Consider the following 17,953-nt stretch of genomic DNA (forward strand, 5'->3'; position numbering starts at 1 on the left):
GTCTTGAACCTCTGGAATCGGGATCGGGGGTGGGCACCGGCCAAAGAGGGGGCGCCGTTGGCCGGCAACCTACCCAGCCAGCCCCCAAAGTCAAGGTTTGAGGGCCAGATTCTGGGGTCCCTAGGCCGCGAAGAAGCGGTTTTTCGGTCGGGGCAGGCCGAGATTGTCCCGCAGGGTCGGCCCCTCATACTCCGTCCGGAAGATCCCGCGGCGCTGCAGCTCGGGAATCACCTTGTCGACGACGTCGTCGAGCCCCGCGGGGAGGAACGGGAACATGATGTTGAAACCGTCCGACCCACGGCTTTCCAGCCACTCCTGCATCTGGTCGGCGATCGTCTTGGCGGTGCCGACGAAGGACAGACCGCCGTAGCCGCCGACCCGCTGCGCCAGTTGCCGCACCGTGAGCTGGTCGCGCGCGGCGACATCGACCAGGCGCTGGCGGCCGCTCTTGGAGGCGTTGGTCTCGGGGATATCAGGCAGCGGACCGTCGGGATCGAAGCCGGAAGCGTCGGTGCCGAGGATGACCGAGAGCGAGGCGATGGCGCTGTCGTAATGCACCATGCTGTCGAGCAGCGCGCGCTTCTCCTTCGCCTCGTCGACGCTGTCGCCGACCACCACGAAGGCGCCGGGCAGGATCTTCAGATGCTCAGGATCACGGCCGATCTTGTCCATGCGGCCCTTGATGTCGGCATAGAGCTTCTGCCCATCGGCGAGGCTGCCGCCGCCGGTGAACACGGCCTCCGCCGTCTCCGCCGCGAGCTGCTTGCCGTCCTCCGAGGCGCCGGCCTGCACGATCACCGGCCAGCCCTGCACGGGGCGGGCGATGTTGAGCGGGCCGCGGACCTTCAGATATTTGCCCTTGTGGTCGAGCACGTGCATCTTGTCGGGATCGAAGAACAGCCCGCTCTCGACGTCGCGCACGAAGGCATCGTCGGCAAACGAATCCCACAGGCCGGTGACGACGTCGTAGAACTCGCGGGCGCGCTTGTAGCGCTCGGCATGCTCCATGTGGTCGTCGAGCCCGAAATTCAGCGCGGCATCCGGGTTCGACGTGGTGACGATGTTCCAGCCGGCGCGGCCGCCGGAGATGTGGTCGAGGGAAGCGAAGCGGCGGGCGAGGTGATAGGGCTCGTCGAAGGTGGTCGATCCGGTCGCGATCAGGCCGATATTCTCGGTCACCGCCGACAGCGCCGAGAGCAGCGTGAACGGTTCGAACGACGTCACGGTGTGGCTGCGCTTGAGCGCATTGATCGGCATGTTCAGCACGGCCAGATGATCGGCCATGAAGAAGGCGTCGAACTTGCCGGCCTCCAATTTCCGGATGAGCCGCTTGAGATGCGCGAAGTTGAAATTGGCGTCCGGCCAGGCGCCGGGATAGCGCCACGCGCCGGTGTGGATGGAGACCGGACGCATGAAGGCGCCGAGCTTGAGTTGACGGGGAGCCATGGGGTGTCCGTGGATGGTTGATCTCTTGAGCAGATAGGAACTCGCCCGATCCGCGTCAGCAACCCACGGCAGAACACGATTTCGTTTTTGCGGTCGTGCGCAGCACGCTCATTCTGTCGTGAGGCAATACAGGTTACGCAGCAAATGGTGTCGTCCCGGCCTTGAGCCGGGACCCATGCTCCGTGAACTACGCCATGTGAGCACAGTCTCGACCACCGGGGCCCACGACAGATTCCGCGGTATGGGTCCCGGCGTTCGCCGGGACGACACTTTTTGGTGGCGTAGGGCTGCCCGTCTCATGGCAAGTCATTCGTGGCCGGACAACTAATGCCTCCGTGCGCGTGCATCGAACGCCGACAGCACGGCGAGCGTCATCGCGGTGACGCCGGTCTCGATGGTCGGCTTGGGCACTGGCGCGAATTGCGGGGAATGGTTCGGCGGCAGCGGCGGGCCGCTGCCGTCGCGCGCGGCGGCGACGCGCTCGGGCTCGTAGACGCCGATGCCGAAGAACATCGAGGGCACGCCGGCTGACACGAACTCAGAATAGTCCTCGCTGGTCGTGCTCGGCGGCACCAACATCAGCTTGTCGCCGAAGGCGGCGCGCAGCACCTTCTCGCCGGTCGCGACGACGCCCGGATCATTCATGACGGCCTTCGCGCCCTCGCTAATCTCGATCTGCGGCGGCGGCGCATCGGCCATGGCGGCCACGGCCTTCGCGGTGCGCTCGATGCCCGCCACGAGCTTGGCGCGGACCTCAGGCTTGAAGCTTCTGATGGTGCCGACCACGAGCGCGTTGTCGGGGACGATGTTGCCGGCGGTCCCGCCATGGATCGCGCCGATGCTGACGATGCCGAATTCGGTCGGGTCTTTCTCGCGGCTGATCACGCTCTGCACATCGATCACGAAGCGCGCCGCCATCATCACCGGATCGATCGTCTGATGGGGAGCTGCGCCGTGCCCGCCACGGCCGTGGAAACGAACGAACAGTCCATCCACGCTGGAAGAGCCGATTGCCGTGCGATAGGTCAGCGAACCGTAGGCGAAGCCGCCGTCGTGGAGCGCGAAGCCGACATCGGGCTTCGGAAACCGCGTGAACAGGCCGTCGGCCAGCATCGCCTTTGCGCCCGCAACTTCTTCCTCCGCGGGCTGCGCGACGAACATCAGCGTGCCCTTCCATGTGTCTCTCAGGCCGACGAGCGTCTTGGCCGTGCCGACCCAGCTAGCCATGTGCACGTCGTGGCCGCAACTATGCGCGACGAAGGTCTCGCGTCCGTTCCAATTGGCCTTGTCGCGGCTGGCATAGGGCAGGGCGGTCTTCTCCTCCATCGGCAGCGCATCGAGCTCGGTGCGCACCATGACCGTCGGTCCCTCGCCATTGCGATAGAGCGCGACCAGACCCGTCTTGCCGACCTTCTCCGTCACCTCGAAGCCGAGCGCCCGCATCTGCTCCGCGAGCTTTGCGGCGGTCTTGACCTCCTGGAAGGCCAGCTCGGGATGGGCGTGCAGATCCTTGTAGAGCGCGTCGAGCGCGGGATAGTCGCGCTCGAGCGAGGCGGCAATCGTGCTTTTCAGTCCTGAGACATCGAGCTCGGCCCGCGCGGGTGCCGCGGCGAGGGCGATCAGGGCGGCGGAGGCGAGCAGAAGGCGGCGAGGCTGCGTCATGGATCGGCTCTCCGATGAACGCAGCCAGTCTAGCCCCGTTCAGCTCACGCGCCCAGGACGTCCTTCTGCATCTTGCCGCCGTAGAAATGGAAGAACGGCACCGGGGCGTCGTGGCGCAGCGGGCCGGTGGCGAGGCGGCGGTCGAGCTCGTGGAGCACGTTCTTGGTCATCGGGTGCAGATCGGCGAGCGGCTTGGAGCCGAGCTCGACCCAGACCAGCTCGACCAGCTCCGCATCGGCGTGGATCACGCCGTCGACGCGATGGGTGATGGCGGAGGCATCGGCGGTGAAGAAGCGCGTGTCGAAGCGCTTGATGCGGCCGGGCGGGGTGATGGCGCGGGCGATCAGGAACAGGCCGGAGGGATCGGGCAGCAGGCCGGCGTCAGCGAACGGCGCCCATGGCCCGTCCAGTTTCGGCGCGGAGCCGCCGACCTTGCGTCCGAGACAGAGACCGGTTTCCTCACAGGCCTCGCGGATCGCGGCGACGGCGAGCGACTTCGCGCGCGAGGCCGTCGTCTGCGGCTTGCCCTTGAACAGATTGGCTTCGAGCTCGGCCGGCATCGGCGCTGCGACGGGGATGCGATGATCTGACTTGTCGACGCGGCCGCCCGGGAAGACGAACTTGCCGGGCATGAACACGACCTTGTCGTGGCGCTTGCCGACCAGCACCTTCGGCACCGTGCCGCTGCGATCCACCAGGATCAACGTCGCAGCATCCTTCGGCTTGGTGTAGGGATGATGGTCGGCTTCCTTCTCGGCCGGCTTGCCCGCCGCTGCGCCCGTGGCCTGTGCCGTCTCGCTCATGTCCTCCCCGCTTTTTCTTATTCGTTGATTGTCTGGTCGCTCAGACCGGCGGAATGCCTTCCACCGGATTGTCGTCGAAGCCGTGCATGCGGAACGCCCATTGCAGCCCGACGACGGCGCCCTTGACCGGCTGAATCAAGGCGAGCGCGGCGACCAAGGTCACCGGCAGATAGATCGCGAGTTGCAGCGCCACCGGCGGCGCGTAGTTGGTCTCGATCGAGAGCACCAGCGGCACGATGATGTGGCCGACGATGACGATCACGAGATAGGCTGGAAGATCGTCGGCGCGATGCCCGGAGAAATCCTGGCCGCAGCGGTCGCAGTTGTCCGCGACCTTCAGGAAGGCGCGGAACAGCTTGCCCTCGCCGCAGCGCGGGCAGCGGCCGCGCAGGCCGCGCTTCATCGCTGTCCAGACGTCGCGCTTCTCGGCGAGGCCGGTGTCGCGCGTCCACGTCTGCGGGGGCAATGTGCTGGGCGTTGAGGTCATGGCGTCCACGATCTGCCTTTCTTCGATGTGCCGGGCTTGCGTTTTGCCCCTGCCGTTTGACTTTCCTTGCGGTTCTTTTCTTTGTGCTTCGGCCGCGCCTCGGCCTTGGCGCGCTTCGTTGCCTTGCTCTTGGCCCTTGCCTTGATCCCGGCCTTGCCCTTCGGCCGCTCGCGGCGGCCGTGGCGCGAGACAAGCACGTCGGCCTGCGTCAAGAGTTCGAAGCGCAGCGCGCCGGCCACCGGCTGAGCTTCTACCAGACGCACGTCGACAACGTCACCCAGCCGGTGCATGGCACCGCTGCGCTGGCCGATCAGCGCATGCCGCGTCTCATCATAGTCGAAATATTCCGTGCCGAGGGTCCGGATCGGAACCAGGCCGTCGGCGCCGGTATCGTCGAGCTTGATGAAGAGGCCGGCGCGGGTGACGCCGGAAATGCGGCCCTGGAACGTCGCGCCGATGCGGTCGGCGAGGTGGTGGGCGATCAGGCGGTCGGCTGTCTCGCGCTCGGCCTTCATCGCCCGCCGCTCGGTGACCGAGATCTGCGCCGCGACCTCGGTGAGATGATCCGGCGTCTCGCTGTCGGGCAGGGCGCCGTCACCGAGGCCCAGCGCGCGCAGCAGGCCGCGATGCACGACGAGGTCGGCGTAGCGGCGGATCGGCGAGGTGAAATGCGCGTAGCGGCGCAGGTTCAGGCCGAAATGTCCGTAATTGTCGGTCGAATATTCCGCCTGCGCCTGCGAGCGCAGCACGACCTCGTTGACGAGATGCTCGTAGTCCTGGCCGGCCACCAGCGTCAGCACGCGGTTGAACAGCGATGGCCTCAGCGCGCCGCTCTTGGCAAAGGGCACGTCGAGCGTCTTCAGGAATTCCTGCAGCGCATGGATCTTCTCCACCGTCGGCTCGTCATGCACGCGGTAGATCAGCGGCAGCGCCTTCTTCTCCAGCAGTTCGGCCGCGGCGACGTTGGCCGAGATCATGAACTCCTCGATCAGTCTGTGGGCGTCGAGGCGCTCCGGCACGACGACGCGGTCGACCGTGCCGTCTTTCTTGAGCAGAATCTTGCGCTCGGGAATGTCGAGGTCGAGCGGATCGCGCGCGTCCCGGCCGCGCTTGGCGACCTCATAGGCGGCATAAAGCGGCTTCAGGATCGGCTCGAGCAGGGGACCGGTGACGTCGTCCGGCTTGCCATCGATGGCGGCCTGCGCCTGTGCGTAGGACAGTTTGGCGGCCGAGCGCATCAGCACGCGGTGGAACGAGTGCGAGCGCTTGCGGCCGTCGGCCCCGAGCACCATGCGCACGGCGAGCGCGCCGCGCGCTTCGCCCGGCACCAGCGAGCACAGATTGTTGGAGATGCGCTCCGGCAGCATCGGCACGACGCGGTCGGGGAAGTAGACCGAGTTGCCGCGGATCAGCGCGTCGCGGTCGAGCGCCGATCCCGGCCGCACATAGTAGGCGACGTCGGCGATGGCGACATGGACAATGAAGCCGCCGACATTGTTCGGATCGGGATCCGGCTCGGCATGAACCGCGTCGTCGTGGTCCTTGGCATCGGGCGGATCGATCGTGACCAGCGGCAGCTCGCGCCAGTCCTCGCGGCCCTTCAAGGTCGCGGGCTGCGCGGCTTCGGCCTCAGCGACGGCTGCGGCCGAGAAGTCCATCGGGATCTCGTGGGCATGGATGGCGATCAGGCTGATCGCCTTCTCGGTCGCGACCGAGCCGTAGCGCTCCTTCACCCGGCCCGAGGGCAGGCCGTAGCCGCGGCCGCGCAGCAGGTCGACGCTGATGAGATCGCCGTCCTTGGCGTCCTTGGTGTCGGCGGGGGCGATGGAGAGCTCGCGTCCGGCCTGCTTCTTGTCGACCGGAATCACGCGGCCGCCGCCGCCTGGATTGCTGCGGAAAATGCCGAGCACGCGCGGCCGCGCCTGATCCAGCACCTTGAGGACGCGGCCGCGATAGGAGACGCCGCCATCATCCTTGATCGGCTCGACCCGCAGCAGCGCGCGGTCGCCGACGCCGGCCACCGAGCCCGGCCCGGCATGACGCGGCGTGTGGATGCGGATGCGCGGCGGCTCGGACTGCTCGGCCTCGTCCCACTCGGCCGGCTTGGCGATCAATTCGCCGTCACTGTCGCGCCCGGTGATGTCGGCGACCAGCGTGGCCGGCAGGGACGCGGTCTCGACGACCTTCTTGCGGCCGCTCTTCTTCACCGTGCCGTCGGCGACGAGTTCGCGCAGCAACTGCTTGAGCGCGACGCGATCGGCGTTCTTCAGGCCGAACGCGCGGGCGATGTCCTTGGTGCCAACCTTGCCCGGATTGGCGCGGATGAAGGCGACGATGGCCTCCCGCGAAGGGAAGCCGATGTCGCGCTTTTGGGTCATTTTCTCATCCGCGGGCCTTGCCGGCGCTTTTCTTGGGCGTCGCCTTGGTCGCAGGCTTGGCCGAGGTCTTGGCGGCCTTGGCAACCGGCGCACGCGCCTTGCTGGTGGAGTCTGATTTCGGTTTGGCGGCCGCCTTCTTCGCCACGGCCTTTTTCGCCGGCTTCGGCGTGTCGTCGTCGCCGCCGGTCTTCGGCTTGGCCTTGCTGGCAGCCGCTTTGCTGGCAGCCTTGGCCGGCTTCGCAGCAGCCTTGCCCTTGGCCTTCTTGCCGCCGCCCTTGGCGGCGCGCTCGTCGAGCAGGACGATCGCCTCGGCGAGCGTGATCGTATCCTTTTCCTTGTCGCCGGGAATGGTGGCGTTGACGCCGCCGGCGGTGACATAGGCGCCGTAGCGGCCGGCCTTGACGGCGACAGGGCCGAGCGAGGGATGGTCGCCGAGCGCCTTGCCGGGATCGGCGCCGAACCGCTTGCTCGGGCCCTTGGCGATCTTCTCGGCGATCAGGGTGACGGCGCGGTTGAGGCCGATGTCGAACACCTCGTCGCCGGCCTCCAGGCTCGCATACGTCTTGTCGTGCTTCACGAACGGCCCGAAGCGGCCGAGATTGGCGATGATCGGCAGACCCGTCTCCGGATGGATGCCCACCTCACGCGGCAGCGACAGCAGCTTCAGCGCGTAGTCGAGCTCGAGGCTCGCGGGCGACGTCCCTTTCGGGATGCCGGCGCGCTTCGGCTTCTCGCCCTCGGCGTAATCCTTCTGCTCGCCGAGCTGGATGTAGGGGCCGAAGCGGCCGGCCTTGACGACGACGTCGAGGCCGGTGTCCGGATCCTGGCCGAGCACGCGGTCGGCCGCGGCCTCGCTGTCGGCGGCGAGCGGGCGGGTGTAGCGGCATTCCGGATAGTTCGAGCAGCCGACGAAGGCGCCGAACTTGCCGGCCTTGAGGTTGAGCCGTCCGGTGCCGCAGGTCGGGCACTGCCGGACATCGCCGCCATCGTCGCGCGGCGGGTAGATGTGCGGCCCCAGCATCTCGTCGAGCGCGTCGAGCACCTGCGCCACGCGCAGATCCTTGATGTCGTCGACGGCGCCGATGAAGCCGGTCCAGAAATCCTTCAGCACCTGCTGCCAGGCGATCTCGTTGTTGGAGATGCGGTCGAGCTGCTCCTCGAGATCCGCCGTGAAATCGTACTCGACGTAGCGGCGGAAGAAGTTCTCCAGGAAGGCGATGACGACGCGGCCCTTGTCCTCGCCGTGCAGCCGCTTCTTTTCGAGCTTCACATAGCCGCGGTCCTTCAGCACCTGCAGGATCGAGGCATAGGTCGAGGGCCGGCCGATGCCGAGCTCCTCCATGCGCTTGACCAGCGAGGCCTCCGAGAAGCGCGGCGGCGGCTCGGTGAAATGCTGGGTGACGGCGAGATTCTGCCGCTTCAGCGGCTCGTTCGGGCTCATCTGCGGCAGGCGGCGGCCGTCCTCGTCCTCCTCGTCGTCGCGGCCTTCCTGATACAGCGCGAGGAAGCCGTCGAACTTGATGACCTGGCCGGTGGCGCGCAGCTCCAGGGTGCGGGCGCCGGCCTTGGCGATGATGTCGACGGTGGTGCGCTCCAGCTCGGCGGATTCCATCTGGCTCGCGATGGTGCGGGTCCAGATCAGCTCGTAGAGCTTGGCCTGGTCGTCATCGAGCCGCTTGCGTAGCTCGGCCGGCTTGCGCGACAGGTCGGTCGGGCGGATCGCTTCGTGCGCTTCCTGGGCGTTCTTGGCCTTGGCCTGGTACTGGCGCGGGCTCTCCGGCACATATTTGTTGCCGTAGATCTCGCCGATCACCTTGCGGGCCTGGGTGATCGCCGAGCCGTCGATCTGCACGCCGTCGGTTCGCATATAGGTAATGAGACCGGTGGTCTCGCCGCCGATGTCGATGCCTTCATAGAGACGCTGCGCGATGCGCATCGTGTGCGCCGGTGCGAAGCCGAGCTTGCGGCTCGCCTCCTGCTGCAGGGTCGACGTCGTGAAGGGCGCCTGCGGGTTGCGGCGCGCCGGCTTGGCGTCGACGGTCGCGACCGTGTAGCTCGCCGCGTTGAGCGCGGTCTTGAAATCCTCGGCCTCCGCGCCGGTGCCGATGTCGAGCCGCTGGATCTTCTTGCCATCGGCGCCGACGAGACGCGCCTCGAAGGTGTCGCCGCGCGGCGTCGCCAAGGTTGCGATCAGCGACCAGTATTCGCGCGGCACGAACTTCTCGATCTCCAGCTCGCGATCGCAGACGAGGCGCAGCGCGACCGACTGCACGCGTCCGGCCGAGCGGGCGCCCGGCAGCTTGCGCCACAGCACGGGAGAGAGAGTGAAGCCCACGAGGTAATCAAGTGCGCGGCGCGCCATGTAGGCGTCGACCAGCGCACCGTCGATCTGGCGCGGGTGCTTCATCGCCTCAGAGACGGCCTGCTTGGTAATGGCGTTGAAGACGACGCGCTCGATCTTCTGATCCTTGAGCGCGCGCTTCTCCTTCAACACCTCCAGCACATGCCAGGAAATCGCTTCGCCCTCGCGATCAGGGTCGGTGGCGAGAATCAGCCGGTCAGCGCCCTTCAGCGATTTGGCGATGTCGTTGAGTCGGCCCGCCGCCTTGGGATCGACCTCCCAGATCATGCGGAAATTCTCGTCCGGATCGACGGAACCGTTCTTGGCCGGAAGGTCGCGGACATGACCGAAAGAGGCCAGAACCTCGTAGGAGGAGCCCAGATACTTGTTGATCGTCTTGGCCTTGGCAGGCGACTCCACGATGACGATATTCATGTATTTCCAATGGCTTAGTGGAAGGATTGAAGCTGGCTTCGCGGGATTCGCGCCGGCTGCGTTGACCCGAACATGGGTGGTGAGGGGGTTCCTGTCAAATCGAGGGATGTTGAAAGGCGATTGCGTTGGACCGGCGAAGTACCTATCAGGTTGTACGGAGCACGATGAGAACCGCGCTCTCTTGAGGTTGTTTTTCGTCAAATTCCTTATGCTGGGTGACGGTTGTTGGCCAAGGCAGCGGACAAAAGCGACCCGGACGTCGAGGCGATGGTGGAGGATCCCGACGCCGCGGCGGCGCTGATCGCCGAGGTGACGGCCAGCCTGTCGCATCTGGCGCAGCGCCATCGTCTCGACATGCTCGATTACCTGCTGCGCATGGCGAACCTTGAGGCCGAGGAGCATCTGAGGCTGCGCAGCCGCCGCAGGCTCTGCTGACGGCCGCCCGCGCTCACCGCGGGGCGAGGGCGGTTTCCTCCGGCGCCGGCATCCGGCCGTCCTCCGCGGTCAGCAGCGCTTGCGAACCGGCCTGCGGTTCGCGCGGTCGACGAGCGCGGTGGCGATCTCGTCGGGGTGCTCGTCGAATTCCTCGCTCCACTGCCGCAGTGCGACCAGGATCGGAAACAGGCCGCGGCCCTTCGGCGATGGCGGTGCCACGAGCTCGCCGGCCGGAGCGCCGATCTTTCGGGGCTAACCGGCCGGGTCGGTGGCGGTTTGAGACCTGCCCCCGGGATTGAAAGCGGTGGCTGCCGGCGGCAGCCACCGAGGGACTCAAGCGGCGAGACCGCCGGCCGTCTGAATCGCCTTCGCCAGCGCCTGCTCGCGATGCTCCGGGCCGATCTGGACACCGTCGGCCGCAACGAATTCGAGATCCGTGACGCCGATGAAGCTGAAGACACTGCGCAAATAGGTCTCCAGGTGTTCGAATGCCGCCATCGGCGTGTCCGCGCCGTAATGGCCGCCGCGCGAGACCGCCACGATAATACGCTTGCCACCGGCCAGGCCTTGCGGGCCGTTCGGGCCATAGGTGAAAGTCTTGCCCTTGACAGCGATGCGGTCGACCCAGGCCTTGAGCTGGCTCGGGATGGAGAAGTTGTACATAGGGGCGCCGATCACGACGATATCGGCGGCCAGGAACTCCTCCAGGACGGCCTGTCCGGCCGCGACATCAGCTTTCACTGCGGGATCCTCAACGGGCGCACCGTATGCGACGGCGACATGCGTTCCGGACAGATGCGACAGCGGCTCGGCTGCGACATCTCGGTAAGTCACCTCCAGCCCCGGCGTGATCTGGCGCAACCGTGCGACGATCGCGGCGGACACCTGACGGCTGACGGAGTTGGGGCCGAGCACGCTGGAGTCGATGTGGAGGAGTTGAGTCATGGGTCAGTTACCTCGGTATTGGTTTGTAACTGGCGCACTATGAGTGACTGTGCTGTAACCCCACAAGAACGCACATTCTTGAAACCCGGGCACAGCCATGACCCCTGCTGACAGCGATGATCCCGACCTCCCGACGCAGCCAAATCATAATGATTGCCGGGGTGTGGCCTCGATCCTGGCGCGTGTCGGCGACAAATGGAGCGTGTTCGTCATCATGATGCTTCAGGACGGGCCGAAGCGCTTCAATGAGCTGAAGCGGCTCGTCGGCGGCATCTCCCAGCGAATGCTGACCTTGACCCTGCGCGGCCTCGAGCGCGACGGGCTGGTGACGCGGACGGTGTTTCCGACCATCCCGCCGCGGGTGGATTATGAGCTGACCGATCTCGGCCGCGGGCTGTCGCAGCCGGTGCAGGCGCTCGGACAGTGGGCCATGCAGCACCAGGAGCTGATCGAGCAGGCGCGCTCGCGCTTCGACGCGCGCAGGGATGCTGACTGAGAGTCAGGTCAGCGACACCATCCCGCCGCCGTGGCGCTCTAGGCGGCCGGCCAGCTCGAGCTCGAGCAGCACCATGCGCAGCACGGCGGGTGACAGGCCGCTGATCCGGATCAGGTCGTCGATCGACACCGGGGTCGGGCCGAGCAGGGCTGTGATCTGCGCGCGGTCGTGGCTTTCGGGATCGGGGGCGAACAACTCCTCCTCCGGCTCGCGCAGCGAAAAGGGCAGCGGCCGCTCCATGATCGGGCCGACGGCCTGGATGATGTCTGCGGCTTCGGTGACGAGCGCGGCGCCCTGCTTGATGAGATCGTTGGTGCCCGCGCAGCGGGGATCGAGCGGCGAGCCCGGGACGGCGAAGACCTCGCGGCCCTGTTCGCCGGCCATGCGCGCCGTGATCAGCGAGCCCGATCGATGCGCGGCCTCGACGACGACGACGCCGAGCGAGGCGCCTGATATCAGCCGGTTGCGGCGGGGAAAGTCGCGGGCGCGCGGCTCGTGTCCGAGCGGCATCTCGGAGATTGCGGCGCCGCTGCCACTGATGATGGCGCCGAGCAGGTCGACGTGCTCCGGAGGATAGATCCGGTCATGGCCGCCGGCGAGCACCGCGACCGTGCCGCTGCCGAGGCTCGCGCGATGCGCAGCCTGATCGATGCCGCGGGCGAGGCCGGAGATGACGACGAAGCCGGCCTGGCCGAGCTCATGGGCGATCTGGCCGGCAAATTTCAGCCCGGCGGCGGAGGCGTTGCGCGAGCCGACGATGGCGATCATCGGGCGCATCAACGTCTCGCGGGCGCCACGCACCGCGAGCAACGGAGGCGCATCCTCGCAGGTGGCGAGGCGGGGCGGATAGCCGTCCTCGTCTGGCGCCCGCAGTTCGACGCCTTGCCGTTTGCAGGCTTCGAGTTCGGCCTCGGCTTCGCCGACCGTGCAGATCCGGCCGGCTCCGGCCGCGCCGCCGCGGCGTGCCAGATCGGGCAGCCGGTCGAGCGCTACGCGCGCGGTGCCGAAATGGTCGAGCAGCGAGCGGAAGGTGCGCGGGCCGACATTGTCGGACCGGATCAGGCGCAGCCGGTCGCGCCGCTCGGTGTCGCTCAGCTCGATCGTCGTGTTGATGGCATCCACGCAAAGCCCCCTTTACCGGGGACTAGAATGGAGCAACCCGAGGACGCAGGGAAGAGGGCGCGCTACGCCGGCGCGACGTCGCGCACATCCTCGGACTCGGACACCGGAGACGATAGCACCGGCTGATCGCCCTGGATGGCTGGCGTGGTGCCGACCGGAGCTTCGCGCAGCCAGCGCTCGGCTGCGTCGCGTCCGCGCTGGTACAGCAGCTCGACGAAGTCGCTGCCGAGATCGGTCGCATCGCGCTGTGCCAGGGCTTCGATCTCGTCCTCGGCCGCAAGCCGATGGACGCGCGGCGGATGCAGGCCGTCGCTGCGCGCCCATTCGAGCGCCGCGAGTTCGGCGTTCAGGACCGCATTGCCGGCGATCTGGTCGAGGCGGCGATCGATCGCGGCCGAGGTCGTCGGGACATGGCCGTCGCGCGCGGGCGTGACCTGAACGACCAGCAGGTCGGCGGCGCTGGACTCATGCGCGATCTGGATCAGCGGCGGATTGGTGACGTAGCCGCCGTCCCAATACGCTTCGCCCTCGATGTCGACAGCGGCGTGCAGTTGCGCGGGACAGGTGGAGGCGAGCAGTGCATCCGGTGTGATGCCGGCATTGCGGAAGATCTGCGGCAGGCCGTCACGAGCCCGGGTCGCCGCAACCAGCAGGCGGGGCGCGGCCGGGCCCTGCACGGCGTCGAAATCGATCGTTTCGCGGAGGATGTCGCGGAGCGGATCGAGATCGAGCGGGTCGGCGCGTCCGCCGCGCAGCCCCGCACCGAACGACACCGAGCTGCTCGCCGGCGAGTACGCGCCGATCACCAGCAGCGATCGGAACGACGCCTCCTCCATCAGCCGGGTCCAGAACAAAGCGAGCCGGTTGCGCGCCTCGTCGCGGCCGCCCTTGGCGAGCCCGCTCGCGAGCAGCGCGGCGTTGACCGCACCGGCGCTGGCGCCGCTGATGGTGTCGAAGTCGCAACCGGGTTCCTCGAGCAGGCGATCGAGCACGCCCCAGGTGAAGGCCGAGAACGTTCCGCCGCCCTGCAGGGCCAGCGACAGCTTGCGCGGCGGCCATGTCCGGGGCGGCGGCGGCAGCTTAACCGTTGCGATCGTCTCCGCGAGCGTTCGCTCGGGCGCCTCTGCGGTCTTTGTCTCGCTGATCACGGGCGTGCTCGTGGCCGCCATGATCATCTCGGCGACGGCCGGCGCGCCATCGGCTCGTTCCGGCGCAGGGCTGGGCTCGGATATTTCGGCGGGGAGCGCGACGTCCGACATGACCGGCCCGGCAGGCGTCTCGGGCGTCTGCGCCGGTTCTGCAGCGGCCGTGATGCCGGTCGACCAGATCTCAGCGGCCGATAGCAGCAGGCTGGCGTTCGACCGGGCCGGGGCCGCCTTCTGCTGCGCCGGAGCCTGATCAGTACGGTCATCGTGCGTGGCCGACGAACCGCTGGAGTTGGTCTTGCGTAACCACATGCAGGAATCATGACAGGCAATCATGATTCACGCCAGAGTCCCGCGTTAACTTATGAGCTGATGAATCGCCGGTGTTGCTGCGCAGCCGCTGTGAAATCAGGGCGCAACACAGGTTTTCCGTATTTGCTCCGTATTTGTCCGGAGCGACTACTTCTTCGCCCCGATCTTGCTCTCGGTGCCCAACTGCAATCGCTTGATGTTTTCGCGATGCATGTAAATGAGCAACAGTGTGAGCAGGGCGAACAGGGCCGCCAGCGCGGTGTGGCCGAATGCCCACAACACGATGGGTGTCAGCACGCTGGCGACGAGTGCCGCGAGTGATGAGTAGCGGAGCGCGAATGCGGTGGCGAGCCAGACCAGGCAGAAGAAGATCGCGCCCGGCCAGAACAGACCGATCAAAATACCGATGTAAACGGCGACACCTTTGCCGCCGCGGAACTTCAGCCACACCGGGAACAAGTGACCGAGGAAGGCGCCGAGGCCCGCGATCATCGCGGCATTCGGGCCGCCGAGATAGCCCGAGATGATGACCGCCGCCGTACCCTTCAGCGCGTCGCCGAGCAGGGTTGCTGCCGCGAGCCCCTTGCGTCCGGTGCGCAGCACGTTGGTGGCGCCGATATTGCCGGAGCCGATGCTGCGCAGATCCTGCGTGCCGGCCAGCTTGGTCAGGATCAGGCCGAACGGGATCGACCCCAGGAGATAGCCGATGATGAGAGCGACCGGCAGGAAGGCTTCGGAACCCATCACACCACTCCTTCCAAGCTTCGCCTTGCGTCAGACATGTTCGAACACGGTGCGGCCGCCGACGATGGTGCGGACCACGCGGCCGGTGAAGCGGGCTTCGTCGAACGGCGTGTTCTTGCACAGCGATTTGAGGTCGGCCGGATCGAGGATCCAGGGCACGTCCGGATCGATCACGATGATGTCGGCCGGCGCGCCTGCCCGCAAGCTGCCGCCGGGCAGGCCGAGCAGCTCGGCGGGCCGCGTCGACATGGCGCGGATCAGGGTCGTCCAGCTCAGCTCGCCATTGTGCACGAGCCGCAACGCCGCCGGCAGCATGGTCTCGAGCCCGACCGCGCCGCTCGCAGCCTCCGCGAACGGCAGCCGCTTGACCTCGACGTCCTGCGGCGTGTGGTCCGACATGATGACGTCGATGAGGCCCGAGGCCAGCGCTTCGACTAACGCGCGGCGGTCGGCCTCGGTGCGCAGCGGCGGCGTCAGCTTGAGGAAGGTGCGGTAGGGGCCGATGTCGTTCTCGTTCAGCGTCACGTGGTTGATCGAGACCGACGCGCTCACGGTGAGGCCGGCTTCGCGCGCGCGCCTGAGAATGTCGAGCGAGTCGATCGAGCTCAGCGCGGCCGCGTGATAGCGGCCCTTGCTGAGCGCCACCAGGCGCATGTCGCGTTCGAGCACGACGGCTTCCGCTGCGGGCGGGATGCCGTAGAGGCCGAGCCGCGAGGCGAACTCGCCTTCGTTCATGACGCCTTCGCCGACGAGATTGGGATCCTCGGTGTGATGCACGATCAGGGCGTCGAAATCCCGCGCATAGGTCAGTGCGCGGCGCATCACCTGCGCGTTCATCACGCTGGTGTGGCCGTTGGAGAAGGCGACGGCGCCGGCGGCGCGCAACAGCCCGATCTCGGTCATCTCCTCGCCGCGCAGGCCCTTGGTCAGCGCCGCCATCGGCTGGATGTTGACGATCGCGGTGTCGCGGGCGCGGCGCAGCACGAAGTCGACGGTCGCCGAATTGTCGATCACCGGCTCGGTGCCGGGCTGGCAGATGATGGTGGTGATGCCGCCGGTGGCGGCGGCCTGGCTGGCGCTGGCGAAGGTCTCGCGATGGCCCAGACCCGGCTCGCCGACGAAGGCGCACATGTCGATCAGGCCGGGGGCCACGATCTTGCCTGCACAGTTGACGACATCGGTGCCCTCGGGCACGCCCGCGGCGCCGATGCCGCGCTTGAGGTCGCGGATCACGCCGTCGGCGATCAGCACGTCGCCGGGGCCGTCGAAGTCGCGGGAGGGATCGATCACGCGCGCATTGGCAAGCAGGATCGGGCGGCGGTCGGTCAGCATGGCGTTTGGTCCCGACTTCTGTATCACGCGTTGGGCAGGTTGCGGGCCAGAGCCTCGAGCACGGCCATGCGCACGGCCACGCCCATTTCGACCTGCTCCCGGATCAGCGATTGCGCGCCGTCGGCGACGATGGATTCGATCTCGACGCCGCGGTTCATCGGTCCCGGATGCATGACCAGCGCGTCGGGCTTGGCGTAGGCGAGCTTCTTCTGGTCGAGCCCGAAATACTGGAAATATTCCGACGAGGACGGCACGAACGAGCCGTTCATGCGCTCGCGCTGCAGCCGCAGCATCATGACGATGTCGGCGCCGTTGAGCCCTTCGCGCATGTCGCGCGCGACCTCGACGCCCATGCGCTCGATGCCCGGCGGCAGCAAAGTGGAGGGCGCGACGATGCGGACGCGGGCGCCCATGGTGTTGAGCAAGAGGATGTTGGAGCGCGCGACGCGCGAGTGCAGCACGTCGCCGCAGATCGCGATGACCAGCCCCTCGATGCGACCCTTGTTGCGGCGGATGGTCAGCGCATCGAGCAGCGCCTGGGTCGGATGCTCGTGCGCGCCGTCACCGGCATTGATCACGGAGCCGTCGACCTTGCGCGCCAGCAGCTCCACCGCGCCGGAGGCGTGGTGACGGACGACCAGGATGTCCGGATGCATCGCGTTCAGGGTGACCGCGGTGTCCATCAGGGTCTCGCCCTTGCGCATGGACGAGGACGACACCGACATGTTCATGACGTCGGCGCCGAGCCGCTTGCCAGCGATCTCGAACGACGACTGGGTCCGCGTCGAGGCCTCGAAGAACAGGTTGACCTGGGTGCGGCCGCGCAGCACGGTGCGCTTCTTGTCGACCTGACGATTCAGTTCGACATACTCCTCGGACAGATCGAGGAGGCCGGTGATGTCGTGGGCGGAAAGGCCCTCGATTCCCAGCAAATGCCGGTGCCCGAGGACGAAAGTCGATTTCGGAGAGGTTGCCATTAAAGCCAGAGCTATAGGCGCGGTTTCCATGGGGGGCAAGGCCGAAAGCCGGGGTTCCGAGTTTTCCCCCGTTCCGTCTTCCGAGCCTCTCGGGGGGCTCCAAACCGGGGACTGGCGGGCCATCGCCGGAAGAGGTCCGCTCCGATACGCCCTGATCTTGCTGGCGGCGATCGTGCCGGCCGGCGCGGCCGCGTTGCCGTTCGATTTCGTCTATCTCCGCGACATCGACCCGACGATCCTCCAGGACATCCGTTATGCCGGCAGCAACAATTTCGTCGGCCGACCCTTGCCGGGCTACGAGGCGGCCGAATGCGTCGTGACGCGTGACGTGGCGCGGCGGCTGCAGGCGGCTCAGGCCGAGCTGCGGCCGCGCGGCCTGTCGCTGAAGATGCTCGACTGCTACCGGCCGGTGCGTGCGGTCGCAGAGATGCTGGCCTGGTCGCAGGACGGCGTCGAGACCACGGCCGGCCGCCGCTACAGTCCGCGCATTGCCAAGCAGGACCTGTTCCGTCTCGGCTACATCGCCGTGCGTTCGAGCCATTCGACCGGTGCGGCGCTCGATCTCACGCTGGTCGAGCTCGCGGCCGACAATTCCGCGGCGTTCGACCCGGCCAAGGACTACGCGGACTGCACCGCGCCCGCAGCGCTACGCGCGCCCGAGGGCGGCGTCGACATGGGAACCGGCTACGATTGTTCCGACGTGAAGGCTCATACCGCCGCGCAGAACCTGACACCGGAGCAGCGCCGCTGGCGCAACGAACTGGTCGCGGTGATGGCGCGGCAAGGTTTTGTGAACTATGCCAAGGAGTGGTGGCACTTTTCGCTGCCGGGCGCTGGCGCGACGACTTATGTTTTTCCCATTCGGCCGCGCCGATGATCGATCTCTGTAGGGC

Annotated in this window: 15 protein-coding genes and 1 pseudogene; 3 read left to right on the forward strand and 13 right to left on the reverse strand. The window is 67.2% G+C overall.

What is annotated here, in order from left to right:
• Positions 1 to 120 precede the first annotated feature (120 nt).
• The 6 genes from ACQR0W_RS25565 to topA all read right to left on the reverse strand — a co-directional run bounded on the left by ACQR0W_RS25565 (position 121) and on the right by topA (position 9,552).
• Complete coding sequence (locus ACQR0W_RS25565; RefSeq protein WP_316187308.1) at positions 121 to 1,446, reverse strand: LLM class flavin-dependent oxidoreductase; 1,326 nt, start codon at positions 1,444 to 1,446, stop codon at positions 121 to 123.
• A gap of 324 nt (positions 1,447 to 1,770) precedes the next feature.
• Positions 1,771 to 3,108, reverse strand: coding sequence for an amidohydrolase (locus ACQR0W_RS25570; RefSeq protein WP_316171425.1), 1,338 nt, complete (start codon positions 3,106 to 3,108; stop codon positions 1,771 to 1,773).
• Positions 3,109 to 3,152: 44 nt separating this feature from the next.
• Positions 3,153 to 3,911 (reverse strand): NUDIX hydrolase, encoded by a 759-nt coding sequence (locus ACQR0W_RS25575; protein WP_316165129.1) that lies wholly within the window; start codon positions 3,909 to 3,911, stop codon positions 3,153 to 3,155.
• 40 nt (positions 3,912 to 3,951) lie between these two features.
• Complete coding sequence (locus tag ACQR0W_RS25580) at positions 3,952 to 4,398, reverse strand: DUF983 domain-containing protein (RefSeq protein ID WP_315711344.1); 447 nt, start codon at positions 4,396 to 4,398, stop codon at positions 3,952 to 3,954.
• Positions 4,395 to 6,776, reverse strand: coding sequence for a ribonuclease R (gene rnr / locus ACQR0W_RS25585; RefSeq protein ID WP_316171423.1), 2,382 nt, complete (start codon positions 6,774 to 6,776; stop codon positions 4,395 to 4,397). The genes ACQR0W_RS25580 and rnr overlap by 4 nt, the downstream gene beginning before the upstream one ends.
• 4 nt (positions 6,777 to 6,780) lie before the next feature.
• A complete protein-coding gene (gene topA / locus ACQR0W_RS25590) occupies positions 6,781 to 9,552 on the reverse strand; it encodes a type I DNA topoisomerase (RefSeq protein ID WP_315711346.1) in 2,772 nt (923 codons plus the stop codon).
• Between the two features lie 225 nt (positions 9,553 to 9,777).
• On the opposite strand from topA, the gene ACQR0W_RS25595 reads away from it, so the two are divergent.
• Entirely contained in the window at positions 9,778 to 9,987 is a 210-nt protein-coding gene (locus ACQR0W_RS25595; protein WP_315712655.1) for a hypothetical protein, read from the forward strand.
• A gap of 13 nt (positions 9,988 to 10,000) precedes the next feature.
• On the opposite strand, the pseudogene ACQR0W_RS25600 reads toward ACQR0W_RS25595, so the two are convergent.
• Positions 10,001 to 10,194 (reverse strand): annotated as a pseudogene (locus ACQR0W_RS25600) (winged helix-turn-helix transcriptional regulator); the annotation flags it as partial.
• A gap of 126 nt (positions 10,195 to 10,320) precedes the next feature.
• On the reverse strand, positions 10,321 to 10,932 hold the full coding sequence (locus ACQR0W_RS25605) for an FMN-dependent NADH-azoreductase (protein ID WP_316165131.1): 612 nt from the start codon (positions 10,930 to 10,932) through the stop codon (positions 10,321 to 10,323).
• A 97-nt stretch (positions 10,933 to 11,029) separates the two neighbouring features.
• Here ACQR0W_RS25605 and ACQR0W_RS25610 point away from each other — a divergent pair, with 97 nt between their 5' ends.
• A complete protein-coding gene (locus ACQR0W_RS25610) occupies positions 11,030 to 11,428 on the forward strand; it encodes a winged helix-turn-helix transcriptional regulator (RefSeq protein ID WP_315711348.1) in 399 nt (132 codons plus the stop codon).
• A 3-nt stretch (positions 11,429 to 11,431) separates the two neighbouring features.
• Here ACQR0W_RS25610 and dprA read toward each other — a convergent pair whose 3' ends face one another.
• The 5 genes from dprA to ACQR0W_RS25635 form a co-directional block, all read right to left on the reverse strand.
• Positions 11,432 to 12,550: a DNA-processing protein DprA gene (gene dprA, locus ACQR0W_RS25615; RefSeq protein ID WP_315827249.1), complete on the reverse strand. Its 1,119-nt coding sequence runs from the start codon at positions 12,548 to 12,550 to the stop codon at positions 11,432 to 11,434.
• A 62-nt stretch (positions 12,551 to 12,612) separates the two neighbouring features.
• Complete coding sequence (locus ACQR0W_RS25620; protein ID WP_316171419.1) at positions 12,613 to 14,007, reverse strand: patatin-like phospholipase family protein; 1,395 nt, start codon at positions 14,005 to 14,007, stop codon at positions 12,613 to 12,615.
• A gap of 147 nt (positions 14,008 to 14,154) precedes the next feature.
• The gene (plsY, locus tag ACQR0W_RS25625) at positions 14,155 to 14,751 is read right to left on the reverse strand and encodes a glycerol-3-phosphate 1-O-acyltransferase PlsY (RefSeq protein ID WP_315711352.1); all 597 of its coding nucleotides are present in this window, start codon (positions 14,749 to 14,751) and stop codon (positions 14,155 to 14,157) included.
• A gap of 30 nt (positions 14,752 to 14,781) precedes the next feature.
• Positions 14,782 to 16,083: a dihydroorotase gene (locus tag ACQR0W_RS25630; RefSeq protein ID WP_315711353.1), complete on the reverse strand. Its 1,302-nt coding sequence runs from the start codon at positions 16,081 to 16,083 to the stop codon at positions 14,782 to 14,784.
• 23 nt (positions 16,084 to 16,106) lie between these two features.
• On the reverse strand, positions 16,107 to 17,060 hold the full coding sequence (locus tag ACQR0W_RS25635; RefSeq protein ID WP_315740287.1) for an aspartate carbamoyltransferase catalytic subunit: 954 nt from the start codon (positions 17,058 to 17,060) through the stop codon (positions 16,107 to 16,109).
• A gap of 154 nt (positions 17,061 to 17,214) precedes the next feature.
• On the opposite strand from ACQR0W_RS25635, the gene ACQR0W_RS25640 reads away from it, so the two are divergent.
• On the forward strand, positions 17,215 to 17,937 hold the full coding sequence (locus ACQR0W_RS25640; RefSeq protein ID WP_316171464.1) for a M15 family metallopeptidase: 723 nt from the start codon (positions 17,215 to 17,217) through the stop codon (positions 17,935 to 17,937).
• The last annotated feature ends 16 nt before the right edge of the window (positions 17,938 to 17,953 follow it).

Origin of the sequence: Bradyrhizobium sp. HKCCYLRH1034, from assembly GCF_051168375.1 — a bacterium.
In the GTDB taxonomy this organism is placed as follows: domain Bacteria; phylum Pseudomonadota; class Alphaproteobacteria; order Rhizobiales; family Xanthobacteraceae; genus Bradyrhizobium.

Excerpts from the sequence above, each read along its gene's own strand:
- plsY (WP_315711352.1), bottom strand. The coding sequence starts at position 14,751 with ATGGGTTCCGAAGCCTTCCTGCCGGTCGCTCTCATCATCGGCTATCTC.
- ACQR0W_RS25575 (WP_316165129.1), bottom strand. The coding sequence starts at position 3,911 with ATGAGCGAGACGGCACAGGCCACGGGCGCAGCGGCGGGCAAGCCGGCC.
- ACQR0W_RS25565 (WP_316187308.1), bottom strand. The coding sequence starts at position 1,446 with ATGGCTCCCCGTCAACTCAAGCTCGGCGCCTTCATGCGTCCGGTCTCC.
- topA (WP_315711346.1), bottom strand. The coding sequence starts at position 9,552 with ATGAATATCGTCATCGTGGAGTCGCCTGCCAAGGCCAAGACGATCAAC.
- rnr (WP_316171423.1), bottom strand. The coding sequence starts at position 6,776 with ATGACCCAAAAGCGCGACATCGGCTTCCCTTCGCGGGAGGCCATCGTC.
- ACQR0W_RS25630 (WP_315711353.1), bottom strand. The coding sequence starts at position 16,083 with ATGCTGACCGACCGCCGCCCGATCCTGCTTGCCAATGCGCGCGTGATC.
- ACQR0W_RS25610 (WP_315711348.1), top strand. The coding sequence starts at position 11,030 with ATGACCCCTGCTGACAGCGATGATCCCGACCTCCCGACGCAGCCAAAT.
- ACQR0W_RS25570 (WP_316171425.1), bottom strand. The coding sequence starts at position 3,108 with ATGACGCAGCCTCGCCGCCTTCTGCTCGCCTCCGCCGCCCTGATCGCC.
- ACQR0W_RS25605 (WP_316165131.1), bottom strand. The coding sequence starts at position 10,932 with ATGACTCAACTCCTCCACATCGACTCCAGCGTGCTCGGCCCCAACTCC.
- ACQR0W_RS25620 (WP_316171419.1), bottom strand. The coding sequence starts at position 14,007 with ATGTGGTTACGCAAGACCAACTCCAGCGGTTCGTCGGCCACGCACGAT.
- ACQR0W_RS25635 (WP_315740287.1), bottom strand. The coding sequence starts at position 17,060 with ATGGCAACCTCTCCGAAATCGACTTTCGTCCTCGGGCACCGGCATTTG.
- ACQR0W_RS25580 (WP_315711344.1), bottom strand. The coding sequence starts at position 4,398 with ATGACCTCAACGCCCAGCACATTGCCCCCGCAGACGTGGACGCGCGAC.